Source organism: Streptomyces sp. DI166 (assembly GCF_900091315.1).
In the GTDB taxonomy this organism is placed as follows: Bacteria; Actinomycetota; Actinomycetes; order Streptomycetales; family Streptomycetaceae; genus Streptomyces; species Streptomyces fuscus.
Genome location: NZ_FLSP01000080.1, coordinates 1 through 14,876 on the forward strand (window position 1 = coordinate 1; position 14,876 = coordinate 14,876).

A 14,876-nucleotide genomic window follows, 5' to 3' on the forward strand; every position below is an offset into this window, starting at 1 on the left:
TGCTCCTCTCCCTGCCCGGCTCGCCGATCCTCTACTACGGCGACGAGATCGGCATGGGCGACAACATCTGGCTCGGCGACCGCGACGCCGTCCGCACCCCCATGCAGTGGACCCCCGACCGCAACGCCGGCTTCTCCACGGCCGACCCGGGGCGGCTCTACCTCCCCACGATCATGGACCCGGTCTACGGCCACCAGGTGACGAACGTCGAGGCGTCCATGGCCTCGCCGTCCTCGCTGCTGCACTGGACCCGCCGGATGATCGAGATCCGCAAGCAGAACCCCGCCTTCGGACTCGGCTCCTTCACCGAACTCCCGTCCTCCAACCCGGCGGTCCTGGCGTTCCTGCGCGAGTACGAGGACGATCTTGTTCTGTGCGTGAACAATTTCTCCCGTTTTGCCCAGCCCACCGAGCTCGACCTGCGCGAATTCGACGGGCGGCACCCGGTCGAACTGTTCGGCGGGGTCCGCTTCCCGGCCATCGGCGAACTGCCGTACCTGCTCACCCTGGGCGGTCACGGCTTCTACTGGTTCCGGCTCTCCCGAGTCGCCTCCCGGATCGGCCGCCGTCACTGAGCGTCTGCCCCTTGCACGTGTGCCCTTGAGCGTGTGCCGACGAAAGGACGCGTCACCATGACGAAGACCGCACCACTCAGGCCGAGCCCCCCGGCCGTCGCCGACATCATGGTCTCGCTAGGCGGTCTGCTGCGTCAGTGGCTGCCGCGGCAGCGGTGGTTCGCGGGCAAGGACCGGCCCGTCACGGACCTGGCCCTGCTGTCCATGACCGAGCTGTTCCCCGGCTGTATGCATCTGCTGATCCACGCCGGCCACGTCCCCGTGCCCGCGCCCGGCGGCACCACCGCGCCACCGGCCGGCGACTGCTACCAACTCCTGCTGGGCGTGCGGGAGCACCCCTCCCCGCGCCTGGGCCGCAGTCTCATCGGACGGGCCGAGGAGGGCCCGCTGGCCGGGCTGACGGTCTACGACGCACTCCAGGACCTCCGCTCCGCGCAGATGCTGTTCGACCGGCTCCGGCACCCCGGGTCGGCCGGTCCGCTGCGCTTCGAGTCCTGCTTCTCCGTACCGGTCCCGCCGGGGCTCACACCGCGGCTGATGGACGCCGAGCAGTCCAACTCCTCGCTGGTGTACGGCGACGCCTTCGTGCTGAAGGTGTTCCGGCGCATCCAGCCGGGCGTCAACCCGGATCTGGAGGTGCCGGGGGCGCTGGCCCGGCAGGGCTGTGCGCGGGTGCCCGCGCCCGTGTCCTGGTTCCGCACCACCCGCCCGTGGGAGGCCACCCTCGGGGTGCTCCAGCCGTTCCTGCCGAACGCCACCGACGGCTGGGCACTGGCGCTCCAGGCGCTCGCCTCCGGTGACGACTTCACCGCCGAGGCACACCAGCTGGGCCGGGCCACCGCCGAGGTCCACCTCGCGCTGGCCTCGGCGTTCCCCTGCGAGGCGGCACACGAGAACGACCGTACGGCGGCGGCCATGACCGAGCGGCTGGACGCCGCGGCGCACTGTGTGCCCGCGCTGCGGCCGTTTGTCGCGGGCCTGCGGACCGCGTTCGGGACGCTCACCACCTGCGACTCCGGCCCGCCCGCCCAGCGCATCCACGGCGATCTGCACCTGGGCCAGGTGCTGCGCGCCGGACGCGAGTGGTTCGTCATCGACTTCGAGGGCGAGCCGTCGCGTCCGCTGGCCGAGCGGCGCAGCCCGCACTCCCCGGTGCGGGACATCGCCGGAATGCTGCGCTCCTTCGACTACGCGGCGCGTCAGCGCCGCCCGTGGCGGCCCGAGTGGGCCCGCCGCTGCCGGGAGTCCTTCTGCGCGGGCTACGCGTCCGCCGCGGGGTGGGACCCCCGCAAGAAACACGGTCTGTTGCGCGCCTACGAGACCGACCGTGCCGTTTACGAAGTGCTGTACGAAGCCAGACACCGCCCGGACTGGCTGCCCGTGCCGATGGCGGCGATCGAACGACTCGCCGTACGAGGAGGCTGACCCCCCATGGCCCTGCGTGACACCACGCTGCCCCAGCCGACCAGCGCCGCCCGGCGCGGGACGGCGCCGCCGCTGGACCCTGCCGACCGCGGTCGGCTGCTGGCCGGCGCGCATCATGATCCGCACGCGCTGCTCGGGGCCCATGTGGTCCCGGGCGGGGTCGCGGTCCGGGCGTTGCGCCCGTTCGCGCGGGCGGTGAGCGTGGTGGTCGACGGCAAGCGGATCCCGCTGGTCTCCGAGGGCGACGGCCTCTTCTCCGGCGTACTGCCCCGGCGGCGGAAGATCCCGGCGTACAAGCTGCTGGTGGCGTACGAGGACGGGGAGCACGAGGTCGAGGACCCGTACCGCTTCCTGCCCGCGCTCGGTGAGCTGGACCTGCATCTGATCCGGGAGGGGCGGCACGAGCAGTTGTGGCGGGCGCTCGGTGCCGAGCCGATGGTCCATCAGGGTGTGGCCGGTACCCGGTTCACGGTGTGGGCGCCGAACGCGCAGGGCGTGCGGGTTGCGGCGGACTTCACGTACTGGGACGGCACCGCGTTCCCGATGCGCTCCCTCGGCGCGTCGGGTGTGTGGGAGCTGTTCCTGCCCGGGGTCGCGGAGGGGACGAAGTACAAGTTCGAGATCCACTCCCGGCACGGGCACCGCTTCCTCAAGGCCGACCCGATGGCGCGGTACGCGGAGGTGCCGCCGGACACCGCGTCGATCGTGCACTCCTCGCGCTACGAGTGGGGCGACGCGGAGTGGATGGCGCACCGCGGGGACGTGCCGGTGCATGTGGCGCCGTTCTCGGTGTACGAGGTGCATCTGCCGTCCTGGCGGCCCGGACTCTCCTACCGCGAGCTGGCCGAGGTGCTGCCGGCGTATGTGCGGGATCTCGGTTTCACGCATGTGGAGTTCATGCCGGTCGCCCATCACCCCTTCTCCGGCTCCTGGGGCTACCAGATCACCGGGTTCTACGCGCCGATGGCGAAGCTGGGCACACCGGACGACTTCAAGTTCCTGATCGACTCGCTGCACCGCGCCGGGATCGGCGTGATCATGGACTGGGTGCCGGCGCACTTCCCGAAGGACGACTGGGCGCTGGCCCGCTTCGACGGGGAGCCGCTGTACGAGCCCGGGGACGCGCGGCGCGCGGAGCACCCGGACTGGGGGACGTACGAGTTCGACTTCGGGCGGGTGGAGGTGCGCAACTTCCTCGTCGCCAACGCCGTGTACTGGTGCGAGGAGTTCCACATCGACGGGCTGCGGGTGGACGCGGTCGCCTCGATGCTCTACCTGGACTACTCCCGTGACTCCGGCCAGTGGGCCCCGAACGTGTACGGCGGGCGCGAGGATCTGGACGCGGTGGCCTTCCTGCGGGAGATGAACGCCACCGTGTACCGGCGGGCGCCGGGCGTGGTGACGATCGCGGAGGAGTCCACCGCATGGGAGGGGGTGACCCGGCCGACCGACAGCGGCGGGCTCGGCTTCGGCCTGAAGTGGAACATGGGCTGGATGCACGACTCGCTGGGGTACATCTCGCACGAGCCGGTGCACCGCAAGTACCACCACAACGAGATGACCTTCTCGATGGTGTACGCCTACAGCGAGAACTACGTTCTTCCGATCTCCCATGACGAAGTCGTCCACGGCAAGCAGGCGCTGGTGTCGAAGATGCCCGGCGACTGGTGGCAGCAACGCGCCAATCACCGCGCCTATCTGGGCTTCATGTGGGCCCACCCCGGCAAACAACTGCTCTTCATGGGGCAGGAGTTCGCGCAAGGGGCCGAGTGGTCCGAGCCGGAGGGCCCGCACTGGTGGCTGCTGGATCCGCAGTACGGCGCGGAGGCCGACCACCGGGGTGTGCGGGATCTGGTGCGTGATCTCAACTCCGCCTACCGGGCGACCCCGGCGCTGTGGCAGCGGGACACCGACCCGGGCGGCTTCCGCTGGGTGATCGGGGACGCGGCGGACGACAACGTCTTCGGTTTCCTCAGGTACGCGGTCGACGGCACGCCCCTGCTCGCGGTGTCGAACTTCTCCCCCGTCGTGCGGGACGACTACCGGATCTGGGTACCCGAGGACGGGCCGGTGTGGGAGGAGACCCTCAACACGGACGCGGCCCGCTACGGCGGCGGTGATATCACCAACCCCGGGCCGATCAAGCCGGAGGAGGACGGCATCCGGATCACTCTGCCCCCACTGGCCACGGTCTGGCTGACGCCGTACCCCTGCTGAGTCCAGCGGCCCGGTGCGAGGTGTCCGAATGCCCTGAAAGGGGCAGTCGGGGCGTACGGCGAATCCCTCGTCGTCCTCGCATCGGGCCACAGAAGGGGTGCCTCAGGTGCGCACCGTCGGAGTGGAGGAGGAAATCCTCCTGGTCGACCCGGAGACGGGTGATCCGCGGCCGCTGTCCGCCGCGATCGTCGCCCGCGCCGCGCTGGACAACGCGGACGGGCGGGATGTGTTCGAGAAGGAACTGCACGAGCAGATGCTGGAGTACGCGACCGCTCCGCAGTCGGACATGGACGCTCTGGGCAGGGAGATCGTCCGCTGCCGCAAGGAGGCGGCACGGCACGCGGGTGAGATCGGCTGCGCGGTCGCGGCGCTGGCCACCTCCCCGCTGCCGGTCCGGCCGAGCGTGGGCGCGCATCAGCGCTACCAGTGGATGGACGAGCAGTACGGCATCGCCACCCGGGAACAGCTCGTCCTCGGCTGCCATGTGCATGTGGCCGTCGACTCCGACGAGGAGGGCGTGGCGGTCATCGACCGGATGCGGCCGTGGCTGTCGGTGATCTCGGCGCTGAGCTGCAACTCGCCGTTCTGGCAGGGCACGGACACCGGGTACGCCAGCTACCGCAGCCGGGTCTGGCAGCGCTGGCCCTCGGCGGGCCCGACCGAGGTGTTCGGGTCGCCGGAGCGGTACCGCGAGGTGGTGGCGAGCATGGTCGACACCGGGGTGATCCTGGACGAGGGGATGGTCTACTTCGACGCCCGGCTGTCACGGAACTACCCGACGGTGGAGATCCGGGTCTCGGACATCTGTCTGCACGCCGACACGCCCGTGCTGATCGCCACTCTGGCGCGCGGTCTGGTGGAGACGGCGGCGCGCGAGTGGCGGGCCGGGGTGCCCCCGGCGGCGCACGGGGTGAGCGTGCTGCGGCTGGCCGCCTGGCAGGCCGCGCGCGCCGGTCTCGACGACACCCTGCTGCACCCGGTGACCATGCGCAGCACACCGGCGCCGGTCGTCGTACGGGCGCTGCTGGACCATGTCGCGGACGCGCTGGAGGAGACCGGCGACCTGGAGACCGCGCGGGCCAGGGTCGCGCATCTGCTGGCCCGCGGCAACGGCGCCCGCACGCAGCGCGAACTGCTGCGGCGCACCGGCAGCCTGCGGGAGGTCGTCACCGAGTGCGTGCGACGCACCCAGGAGTGAGGACGCCGAGCGGGCGCCGGGTGCGGGCGCCGCTCATACGGCGAGGACGATCGCGTAGACCAGGAAGAAGGCCGCGATCAGGACGGCGAGGGCCAGGATCAGCAGGAGCGGGGTCCTGGCCCAGCCCGTGGGCGGATTGTGGGTCTCCCGGGGGCCCGCCTCCGGCAGGCTGCTCTCGGCCGGCGGGGTTTCGCCCGGCGGTACCGACCCGCCGGGCTCCAGGCCGGTGGTGCGTTCGGGTTCCGGATCAGGGTTCACATGGCTCATGTCTTCCGGGTCCCCCGAAACCCAAGAGATCATCAGGGTCTTCGGCTTGTCGGATTCGGGCACGGTTCGCTCGTACCTCGGCTAGATTCGAGCACCGCCGATAACCCTGCTCGTCGGTGGCGTCACACCCCGTACACATCAGGAGCTGCGCATGCGCGACTTCGCCCTGGCTCCCTCCATCGCCGCGCCGCCGGTCGGCGGCCTCGCCGACAGTGTCTTCGAGCGCGCCAGGCTCGAACCGACACTGCCGGTCCTCGCACGCCGTGTGCCGGGCTCCGCCGAGTGGACGGAGATCAGCGCGGTGGAGCTGCGGGACACGGTGGTGGACCTGGCCAAGGGCCTGGTCGCCTCCGGGATCTCGCCGGGCCATCGGGTGGCCCTCATGGCCCGTACCCGCTACGAGTGGACGGTGCTCAGCTACGCCCTGTGGGCGGTGGGCGCCGAAATCGTCCCGGTGTACCCGACGGCCTCCCGCGACCAGGTGGAGTGGATCCTGCGGGACGCCGCCTGTGTGGGCGTGGTGGTGGAGGACGAACAGGCGGTGATGACCGTCGGCTCGGTGTGCGCCTCGCTGCCGATGCTGCGGCACGTGTGGCAGCTGGACGCGGGCGCGCTGGACAATCTGGTGGCGCGCGGCGAGGTGGTGCCGGCCACCACCGTCGACTCCCTGCGCCGGATCGTGCTGCCTGACTCCACGGCCGTGATCTCCTACACCTCCGGCTCCACCGGCCGCCCGCTCGGCTGTGCGCTGAGCCACCGGAACCTGGCCGCCCCGTGCGACACGCTGCTGGCGGGCTGGGGGCACCAGGTGGTACCGCCGGGCGAACAGGCGTCCGTCCTCGCCTTCCTGCCGTTCTCCCATGTGTACGGGCTGATGGTGCAGGGGCTGTGCGTCCGCGGCGGGATCCTGATGGGCCACCACGGCGACCCGGGCGGAGAGGCGCTCGGAGAGGCGCTGCGGACGTTCCGGCCGACGTACTTCTGCGCGGTCCCGTCGGTCTACGAGCGGATCTACAAGGGCTTCATGCGCGCCGCCCGGGAGTCGGGGCGCGGCGCGCTGTTCGAGCGGGCGGCGGGCACGGCGCGGGACTTCGCGCTGGCCTCGGAGCGGCACCGGCTCGGCGAGGGGCCGGGGCCCGGCTTCGATCTGCGGCTCCAGCACGCCCTGTACGAGCGCACGGTGTACCGCGGGCTGCGGGGGGCGCTCGGCGGCCGGGTGCGCCGTGCCTCGTCCGGGGGCACGCCGCTGCACCGGGAGATAGCCCTGTTCTTCGAGGGCATCGGGATCTACCTCAACGACGGGTACGGGCTCACCGAGACGGCCGGCGGGGTCACCGCGCAGCCGCCGGGCCGGGAGAAGTCGGGGACGGTGGGCAAGGTGCTGCCCGGCATGGATCTGCGGGTGGCCGACGACGGGGAGATCCTGGTGCGCGGGCCGTCGGTGTTCCAGGGCTACGTCAACGACGACGCGGCGACCCGCAACGCGCTGCGCGGCGGCTGGCTGGCCACCGGTGACCTCGGGGTGCTGGACTCCGACGGCTATCTGACGATCACGGGCCGGAAGAAGGACGTGATCATCACCAGCAACGGCAAGTCCGTCGCCCCGGCCGCGCTGGAACAGCGCCTGAGGATGCATCCGCTGATCCACCAGGCGGTGGTCGTGGGCGACGGCCGTCCCTGTGTGGGGGCGCTGATCACCCTGGACCCGGACTTCCTGGCGTACTGGCGCGGCACGCTGGAGCCGCGCCCCGATCCGCGCGGCCGGGACGCGCGGGACGCCCGCGAGGAGAACGCGCTGCGCGAGGAGGTCGCCCGGGCCGTGGCCGCCGCCAACAGCACCGTGTCGCGGTCGGAGTCGATCCGGGTGTTCCGGGTGCTGCCGGAGCCCTTCGACGTCGCCAACGGGCTGCTGACGCCGTCCATGAAGCTGCGCCGGGACGCGATCGTGGAGCGCTACGCGCTGGAGATCGACGCCATGTACCAGGCGCGGGCGAGAACCAGGCGGGATCCGGCGCCGGACGAGCCCGCGGTGTGGGACGACTCCGACAACGTCTTCAGGTGAACGTGCGTAGACCTCGGCGAGCGGGGAAGCCGGACATCGTCAGAGGTTGGGGGGAGAGACGGACGACGACGCATTGGGTGCACAGGAGATCGCGGACCGTCTCGTCCGCTTCACCGGCGCGCTCGGGGACGTGACCGAGGCACGGTTGGCGGCCGAGGCGTTTCTGCGGGACCTCACACGGGTCCTGCCCCCCACCTCACCGGACCACTACGACGACATCCTGCTGGTGGTCACGGAACTGGCGGCGAACAGCGTGGAGTACGCGCCCGGCCCGTTCGAACTGCGGCTGCGCCGTGCCTTCGACGGGGTGCATGTGATCCTGCGGGACACCAGCCAGGAGGCGCCGGTGGCGCGGTCGTTCGATCCCGGGCGCGGCGGGCGGGGCATCGGCTGGTACCTGGTGCAGTCCCTCAGCAATCAGGTCGGGGTCATCACGCACGAGCGCGGCAAGGACGTGCACGCGTTCCTGCCCTGGTGAGCCGGTGGCCGACTTCGGCGAACCGGGTGTGGGTGTGGTTCTTGTGGGGCAAGGTGGCCGGAACAGGCGAGTTGGCTCGAAGTCGTCGTTCATCTGCCTGCCGCACCCGACTGGCGGAGCGGCCGGGGGCGCGGTGGGATCGAAGGGGTGCGAGGCAGTGACCCGGGGCAGGCGAGCGACGCCGAAGCAGACCGCCCGGAGCCGCAGAAGGGATGAACACCGTGACACGACCCAGGATCCTGGTGGTCGGCGCAGGCTTCGCCGGCGTGGGGTGCGTGCGCCGCCTGGAGCGCAGGCTCGCCGCCCACGAGGCCGACGTCACCCTGGTGACACCGTTCGCCTACCAGCTCTACCTCCCGCTGCTGCCCCAGGTCGCCTCCGGCGTGCTGACGCCCCAGTCGATCGCGCTGTCCCTGCGCCGCAGCAAGCGGTACCGCACCCGGATCATTCCGGGCGGCGCGATCGGCGTCGACCTGGACGCCAAGGTGTGCGTGATCCGCACGATCACCGACGAGATCGTCAACGAGCGCTACGACTACATCGTGCTGGCCCCCGGCAGCATCACCCGCACCTTCGACATCCCGGGCCTGACGGACCACGCGTACGGCATGAAGACGCTCGCCGAGGCCGCCTACATCCGTGACCACGTCATCGCCCAGCTCGACCTGGCCGACGCCAGCCACGACCCGGACGAGCGGGCGGCGCGGCTGCAGTTCGTGGTGGTCGGCGGCGGCTACGCGGGCACCGAGACCGCGGCCTGTCTGCAGCAGCTCACCCACAACGCGGTCAAGCGGTACCCGCGGCTGGACCCGGCGCTGATCAAGTGGCATCTCATCGACATCGCGCCGAAGCTGATGCCGGAGCTCGGCGACAAGCTCGGCCGGGAGGCCCAGGAGATCCTGCGCCGGCGCGGTATCGAGATCTCGCTCGGGGTGTCCATCGCGAAGGCCGGCGCGGAGGAGGTCACCTTCACCGACGGCCGGGTGGTGCCCACCCGCACCCTGATCTGGACGGCCGGGGTGGTCGCCAGCCCGCTCATCGCCACGCTCGGCGAGGAGACGATCCGCGGACGGCTCGCGGTGACCCCGCAGCTGGCCCTGCCGGGGCGGGACGGGGTGTTCGCGCTCGGCGACGCGGCGGCCGTGCCGGACCTGGCCAAGCCCGGCGAGGACGCCGTCTGCCCGCCCACCGCGCAGCACGCGATGCGGCAGGCGAAGGTGGCCGCCGACAACGTCATCGCCTCGCTGCGGGGCGGGCCGGTGCAGCCGTACGAGCACAGGGACCTCGGGCTCGTCGTGGACCTCGGCGGCGCGGACGCGGTGTCCAAGCCGCTCGGGGTGGAACTGCACGGGCTGCCCGCCCAGCTCGTGGCGCGCGGCTACCACTGGTCGGCGCTGCGCACCAATGTCGCCAAGACGCGGGTGCTGACGAACTGGATGCTCAACGCGATCGCGGGCGACGACTTCGTGCGCACCGGCTTCCAGGCGCGCAGGCCCGCCAAGCTGAAGGACTTCGAGTACACCGACGCGTATCTCACCCCCGAGCAGCTTCGCGAGCACGTCACGGGCGCGGAGGGCCGGGGATAGGCACGGGTCCGGGTGGGCGCGGGTTCGCGGTGGGCGCGGCTGCGCGACCGGATCGCGGCATCGGATCCGGGGCTGCTGCGGCTGGCCTCGGGCCTGCGCACGGTGGCCTCCATCGTGCTCACCCTGGTGGTGCTCGTCCTGTTCGGGGCGTCGGTGCCGCATCTGGTCGCGGGCGCCATGGCGTCGATGGTCTCCAACTTCGCCGTACGGGAGCGGGAGCGGCGCGCCCAGGCCGTCACGCTGGCGCTGGGGCTGCCGGTGGCGCTCGCCTGTGTGTGTCTGGCCGCGCTGCTGCACGACCGTGTGGTCGCCGGTGACCTGTTCTTCGTCGCGCTGATCTTCCTCGCCGTCTACGGGCGCCGGTTCGGGGACCGCGGCACGGCACTCGGGCTGTTCGGGTTCCAGCTGTACTTCGTGTCGCTGTTCGTCGGCGTCACGGTCGAGGAGCTGGGGGTGCTGTGCGCGGTCGTCACCACGGCCGTGGTGTGCAGTGCCGTGGTGCGGTTCGCGCTGGTGCCGCAGGCCCCGACGGGGGTGCTGGAGCGGCTGCGGGAGGCGTTCCGGGCCCGGTTCGCCCAGCTGGTGGCGGCACAGCTGGAGCTGCTGGACGCGGGGCCGGCGGACGCGGACCGGGCGCTGGCGAACGTACGGGAGGGCAATGCGCGGCTGCACGAGACGGCGCTGCTGATCCAGGGGCGGCTGGAGGAGGGCACCGGCGACGAGCACACGGCGCGGCTGCTGCAGCGACGGGTGGCGGACGCGGAGATCGCCGCCGAACGGCTCGGGCTGCTCCTGCTGACCGCGCGCAGCGCCGAGCGGACGGACACGCTGACGCTGCATCTGCCCGGCGCGCCCGTGCCGGAGGCCGGGCGGCTACCGGTGCGGGACCGGGGCGTGGAGGCGCTGCGGCGGGATCTGCGGGCGCTGCGTGTGCTCGTACGGCGCCCGGGCGGGGCGGGGCTGGCCCAGGTGCGCAACCGGCTGCTGTCGTACCGCGAGGAGGAGAACCTGCCCGCTGCCGCGCCGCCCGTGCAGGACGTCTTCCGCGGGGTCGGGGAGGCCGCGCGGGCGGTGCTGGGGCTGCGGATCGCGCTCGACGGGCCGCAGGACGAGTCGGACGACACGCCGTCCACGGCCCGCTCCCGGGAGGAGCTGGACGCCGAGGACGCGGCCATCGACGCCGCGGAGGAGACCCCGGTGGAGGAGCCGACGGGGCTGCGGCGGCCGACCACACGGGCCGCCGTACAGGTGGCGGTGGGCTCGTCGATGGCCATCGTGGGCGGGGAGCTGCTGTCCAGTCACCGCTGGTACTGGGCGGTGCTGACGTGCTGGATCGTGTTCGTGAACACCTCCTCCACCGGCGAGATCCTGGTCAAGGGCTACCGGCGGCTGCTCGGCACGGTGCTCGGGGTGGTCGCGGGCATCGTGCTGGCGGGTGCGGTCGGGCACCACACCTGGACGGCGTTCGCGCTGGTGCTGCTGTTCGTGTTCCTGATGTTCTACGTGGCGCCCCTGTCGTACACGCTGATGTCGTTCTTCGTCACGGCCGCGCTGGGGCTGCTGTACACGCTGCTGCACACCTACAGCCTGTCGGTGCTGGTGCTGCGGATCGGGGAGACCGCTCTGGGGGCGGCGTGCGGGGTGTTCGCGGCGGCGGTGGTGCTGCCGGTGGCGACGGACCGGCGGACCAACGACCTGCTGGTGGACGTGCTGGACCGGCTGCGGGAGGTCACGACCACGGCGGTGGACCAGCTCAGCGGCGGCCCGCCGGTGGAACTGCTGGACCAGGCCCGCGAGCTGGACCAGGCGCTGGCGGATCTGCGGTCGGCCACGAAGCCCCTGACCCACCCGGTCACCCCGCTGCGCGCCCGCCGCGACACGGCCCGCTATGTGGTGGCCCTGCTGGAGACGTCGGCCTACCACGCCCGCTCGCTGGCGGCGACCGCCGAACTGCTGCCCACCCACCCCTCGATCGCCGCGGACCCCCGCCTGCGCGGCGCCGGGCGCCGGATCGCCACGAACATCGAGGCCATCGCCGCGCACCTCGCCGACGACCGGGCCAAGGCCCGCGTCCAGACCGGCCCGAGCATCGCCTCGCTCCTGGAACCCCAGCTCCCGGGCAGCCCCCGCTACGGCAGGGTGACGGACCGGGTGCTGCGGCATCTGCAGCGGCTGGACGAGTCGGTGATGGGGCTGGCGCGGCCGTTGGAGGTGCCGGTGGGGAAGGAGGAGAAGGCGCGGGCCGGGTAGCCGGGGCGGCGCGCCATGGCTCAGCAGGCCGTCGGCAGACGGTCAGAAGTCCGTCGGCAGGCCGCTGACCGCCGCGATGCCGCGCAGTTCCTCGTCGTCGTGACGGCGTTCCTGGATGTAGGTCGCGATCTCGCCCAGCCGGACCGGGTCCGCGGCGGTGGCGGCATCGGTGACCAGGCGCACCGAGCCGGTTTCGCCGAGGTCGATCTCGACGACCTCGTTGTCGAGGCGGCCGGTGACGGCGGCGGCGATGACCAGGGCGGCCTCGTCGCGTATCTCCAGGGGCAGTGCCTCGGCGCCCTCGCCCTCCAGGGCGATCTCGGAGGGCGGGAGGCGTCGTTCCTCGATGGCGCGCAGGACCGGCTCGACCACGTCGAGCAGGCGCAGGAATTCCTCGGTGTCCATCCGCGAACGCAGCAGGCCGAGATAGATGTCCACGGGCCGGCCGTCGGGCGGAAGCTCGTAGTCGCTCATGGTCCCCGCGTTCCCCGTACGCGGAGTCTCAGACACGCCGCCGGGCAGCCAGGACGAAGGAGAACACGCCGAACAGCACCAGGCCGAGGGCGACCACGGCCAGCAGCCAGGGGCCGAGCGCGGTGTCGGCGAAGGTGCGCAGGGTGTCGTCGAGGCCCTTCGCCTCGTCGGACCGGTGCTTGACGGCCGCCTGGACGGCGAAGGTGCCGATCGCGGCGAAGAGCAGTCCGCGGGTCACTCCCCCGCCGATGCCGGTCACGTCGGCCAGCCGGCGTCCGGCCGGGGACATCTCGCCCGTCTTGAGTGTCTCGCGGTACGTCCGCCGCACCGCCTGGACGCCGATCCACACGCCCGCGACGACGATCACCGCGCCGCCCACGGCGACGAGCCAGCGTCCGGCGGGCAGGTCGAGGGCGGTGGCGGTGGCGTCCCGGGACTTCTCGTCGCCGGAGCCGCCGCCGTCGCCGCTCACCGTGAAGCGCAGTACGGAGTACGCCACGAAGGAGTAGAACAGGCACCTGCCGAGGGCGAGCAGCCGCATGTGGGGCTTGCGTCCGTCCGGGCCGGCGCCGCCGAAGACGGCCTCGGAGAGCCGCCACAGGGCCATGCCGACGAGGCCGATCCCGAGGGCCCACAGCAGGACGGCGCCGAACGGCTGGTCCGAGAGCGTGGCCAGGGCGCCCTGCTGGTCCGCCTGGGCCTCCCGCCGCCCGAAGGCGACCTGGAGGGCCAGCAGACCCACCAGCAGGTAGATCACTCCTTGTGCGGCCAGTCCGGCCCGTGCGGCGGCCTCGGTGGCCGGCGCCGCCGCCTTCGGCTGGGCCGGTGTGCGGCCCGGCCCCGCCATGATGCTCAGGTTCATCTCGACCTCCCGGACACCGAATGCCCAGGTTCGGGCCGGACTCACCTGCCGGATCGGCGGCAGAGGCGCGGTTCAGCGGCGCCCGTTGCTCCGCCCCAGGGCGTGCAGGTGCTCCAGGGCGTCCACGACCACGGTGCGCTGGTGCCAGGCGAGCCAGCGGCCCGCCTCGGCGCCGACCACGTCCAGGGCCTTGGTCTCGGCCGCCGTCAGGGGCGCGATCCGGTGGTCGAGGTGGCCGGAGACCATCCCGACGCACAGGCCGCCCGCGGTGGTCAGCGGCACGCTGTGGCAGGAGACACTGCCCTCGGCGAGGACCATCTCCCGGGCCCGGTCGGTGAAGAGCGGATCGGTCGCCACATCCGGGACGGTGATCTGGGCAACGTTCACGGCGGCCTGCCCGCAGGAGGTGCCCACGGCACCGACGTGCGCGAAGAAGTCCACGAACTCGTCGCTGAGCCCGGTGTGCCTCTCCAGGCGCAGCCCGCCCCGGGCGCGGTCGGCGATCTGCACATTGCCCATCGGGGTCTGGAGCACCGAGAGCGTCTGGCTCAGTACGGCCGACAGAACCGCGCTGCGGGTGCCGGTACCGGTGGCGCGGGCGGCGGGGAAGGTCAGGGGCGGTTCGGTGGTGCGGGTGCGGCGCGGGAACCACAGGCCCGCGCGCTCGTCGGGCCGGGGCAGGGTCACCAGGGCCTCGGCGAGGGTGTGCATACGGACATTGCGCTGCTGGGAGGCCCGGCGGATGAGCGCGAAGGCGCTGTCCGAGTCGGGCAGGGCGTAACGCTCCTGGACGATGCCCTGGGCGTGGGCGATCAGCGGGTGGGTCACCGCGCGGGCGCGCAGATCGCGCACCTCGGCCCGCAGCCGTGCCAGTTCGGTGCGCTCGGAATCTGGATCGGGTTCTGTCATCGGACTCCTCGGTCGGACGTGAACTGCGCCGGGTACCCCCGTCGGCGCGGTTCACACCCGGGGCAGGTCAGTCGAGGGGGACGAGCGCGCTGATCCGCTTGCCGCCCGCGGGCAGCACCGCCACCTCGACGTCGGTGGCGAGGCGGCACACGATGGGCCAGCCGTGGCCGCCGAAGCGGTGGTGCACGCGGTGGTCGTCGGGTGCGGTGGTCCTCGGCAGCCGTTCGCTGCGGTCGCTGACCGAGACGCGGACCCCGGGTTCGACCAGGTCCACGCGGAAGTCGGTGATCCCGCCGCCGTGCAGGATCGCGTTGGTGGTGAGTTCCGAGGCGACGAGCAGCGCGTCCTGGACGGCCCCGGCGTCGCAGGGCGTGCCGGTGGCCCTGCAGTGCTCGGCGACCGCGCAGGCGACGGCCCTGCGTGCCTCGGCGGGCGCGCGTACAGGTGGTGTCAGGTGCTCCCCGCGCATCATGGGACTCCGTGTAGGGGTGGATCGTTCGCGACGTTCCGGGCGCCACGGGCCTCTCTTCTGTCTGGTCGCCCTCGAACGGCCGGTCAAACCTCCCGGCGCCG

At 72.3% G+C, this 14,876-nt stretch carries 13 protein-coding genes; 8 read left to right on the forward strand and 5 right to left on the reverse strand.

Annotated features, from left to right (window positions below):
- From GA0115233_RS30330 to GA0115233_RS30345, 4 genes are all read left to right on the forward strand, one after another.
- Positions 1–575: alpha-glucosidase C-terminal domain-containing protein (locus GA0115233_RS30330; protein ID WP_176711995.1), on the forward strand; the 575-nt coding region annotated here is incomplete at its 5' end.
- A 57-nt stretch (positions 576–632) separates the two neighbouring features.
- The gene (locus tag GA0115233_RS30335) at positions 633–2,000 is read left to right on the forward strand and encodes a maltokinase N-terminal cap-like domain-containing protein (protein WP_093723517.1); all 1,368 of its coding nucleotides are present in this window, start codon (positions 633–635) and stop codon (positions 1,998–2,000) included.
- Between the two features lie 6 nt (positions 2,001–2,006).
- The gene (gene glgB / locus GA0115233_RS30340) at positions 2,007–4,217 is read left to right on the forward strand and encodes a 1,4-alpha-glucan branching enzyme (RefSeq protein WP_093723518.1); all 2,211 of its coding nucleotides are present in this window, start codon (positions 2,007–2,009) and stop codon (positions 4,215–4,217) included.
- A gap of 106 nt (positions 4,218–4,323) precedes the next feature.
- Positions 4,324–5,415, forward strand: a complete 1,092-nt coding sequence (locus tag GA0115233_RS30345) for a glutamate--cysteine ligase 2 (protein ID WP_093723519.1) — start codon at positions 4,324–4,326, stop codon at positions 5,413–5,415.
- Positions 5,416–5,448: 33 nt separating this feature from the next.
- Here the strand turns inward: GA0115233_RS30345 and GA0115233_RS30350 are convergent, their stop codons facing one another.
- Positions 5,449–5,682, reverse strand: a complete 234-nt coding sequence (locus tag GA0115233_RS30350) for a DUF6480 family protein (RefSeq protein ID WP_093723551.1) — start codon at positions 5,680–5,682, stop codon at positions 5,449–5,451.
- A 151-nt stretch (positions 5,683–5,833) separates the two neighbouring features.
- Between GA0115233_RS30350 and GA0115233_RS30355 the strand changes: the two genes are divergently transcribed.
- The 4 genes from GA0115233_RS30355 to GA0115233_RS30370 all read left to right on the forward strand — a co-directional run bounded on the left by GA0115233_RS30355 (position 5,834) and on the right by GA0115233_RS30370 (position 12,058).
- On the forward strand, positions 5,834–7,744 hold the full coding sequence (locus GA0115233_RS30355) for an AMP-dependent synthetase/ligase (RefSeq protein WP_093723520.1): 1,911 nt from the start codon (positions 5,834–5,836) through the stop codon (positions 7,742–7,744).
- A 46-nt stretch (positions 7,745–7,790) separates the two neighbouring features.
- A complete protein-coding gene (locus tag GA0115233_RS30360) occupies positions 7,791–8,222 on the forward strand; it encodes an ATP-binding protein (RefSeq protein WP_255310408.1) in 432 nt (143 codons plus the stop codon).
- 212 nt (positions 8,223–8,434) lie between these two features.
- Complete coding sequence (locus GA0115233_RS30365) at positions 8,435–9,808, forward strand: NAD(P)/FAD-dependent oxidoreductase (RefSeq protein ID WP_093723522.1); 1,374 nt, start codon at positions 8,435–8,437, stop codon at positions 9,806–9,808.
- A 39-nt stretch (positions 9,809–9,847) separates the two neighbouring features.
- Positions 9,848–12,058 (forward strand): FUSC family protein, encoded by a 2,211-nt coding sequence (locus GA0115233_RS30370; RefSeq protein ID WP_093723552.1) that lies wholly within the window; start codon positions 9,848–9,850, stop codon positions 12,056–12,058.
- Positions 12,059–12,100: 42 nt separating this feature from the next.
- Here GA0115233_RS30370 and GA0115233_RS30375 read toward each other — a convergent pair whose 3' ends face one another.
- From GA0115233_RS30375 to GA0115233_RS30390, 4 genes are all read right to left on the reverse strand, one after another.
- On the reverse strand, positions 12,101–12,532 hold the full coding sequence (locus GA0115233_RS30375) for a hypothetical protein (protein WP_093723523.1): 432 nt from the start codon (positions 12,530–12,532) through the stop codon (positions 12,101–12,103).
- A 28-nt stretch (positions 12,533–12,560) separates the two neighbouring features.
- On the reverse strand, positions 12,561–13,379 hold the full coding sequence (locus GA0115233_RS30380; protein ID WP_255310409.1) for a DUF1206 domain-containing protein: 819 nt from the start codon (positions 13,377–13,379) through the stop codon (positions 12,561–12,563).
- An 87-nt stretch (positions 13,380–13,466) separates the two neighbouring features.
- Positions 13,467–14,303, reverse strand: a complete 837-nt coding sequence (locus GA0115233_RS30385) for an ANTAR domain-containing protein (RefSeq protein ID WP_093723525.1) — start codon at positions 14,301–14,303, stop codon at positions 13,467–13,469.
- Positions 14,304–14,370: 67 nt separating this feature from the next.
- Positions 14,371–14,772: an ATP-binding protein gene (locus GA0115233_RS30390; protein ID WP_093723553.1), complete on the reverse strand. Its 402-nt coding sequence runs from the start codon at positions 14,770–14,772 to the stop codon at positions 14,371–14,373.
- Positions 14,773–14,876: the final 104 nt, after the last annotated feature.

Excerpts from the sequence above, each read along its gene's own strand:
- GA0115233_RS30335 (WP_093723517.1), top strand. The coding sequence starts at position 633 with ATGACGAAGACCGCACCACTCAGGCCGAGCCCCCCGGCCGTCGCCGAC.
- glgB (WP_093723518.1), top strand. The coding sequence starts at position 2,007 with ATGGCCCTGCGTGACACCACGCTGCCCCAGCCGACCAGCGCCGCCCGG.
- GA0115233_RS30350 (WP_093723551.1), bottom strand. The coding sequence starts at position 5,682 with ATGAGCCATGTGAACCCTGATCCGGAACCCGAACGCACCACCGGCCTG.
- GA0115233_RS30355 (WP_093723520.1), top strand. The coding sequence starts at position 5,834 with ATGCGCGACTTCGCCCTGGCTCCCTCCATCGCCGCGCCGCCGGTCGGC.
- GA0115233_RS30365 (WP_093723522.1), top strand. The coding sequence starts at position 8,435 with ATGAACACCGTGACACGACCCAGGATCCTGGTGGTCGGCGCAGGCTTC.
- GA0115233_RS30375 (WP_093723523.1), bottom strand. The coding sequence starts at position 12,532 with ATGAGCGACTACGAGCTTCCGCCCGACGGCCGGCCCGTGGACATCTAT.
- GA0115233_RS30380 (WP_255310409.1), bottom strand. The coding sequence starts at position 13,379 with ATGGCGGGGCCGGGCCGCACACCGGCCCAGCCGAAGGCGGCGGCGCCG.
- GA0115233_RS30385 (WP_093723525.1), bottom strand. The coding sequence starts at position 14,303 with ATGACAGAACCCGATCCAGATTCCGAGCGCACCGAACTGGCACGGCTG.
- GA0115233_RS30390 (WP_093723553.1), bottom strand. The coding sequence starts at position 14,772 with ATGCGCGGGGAGCACCTGACACCACCTGTACGCGCGCCCGCCGAGGCA.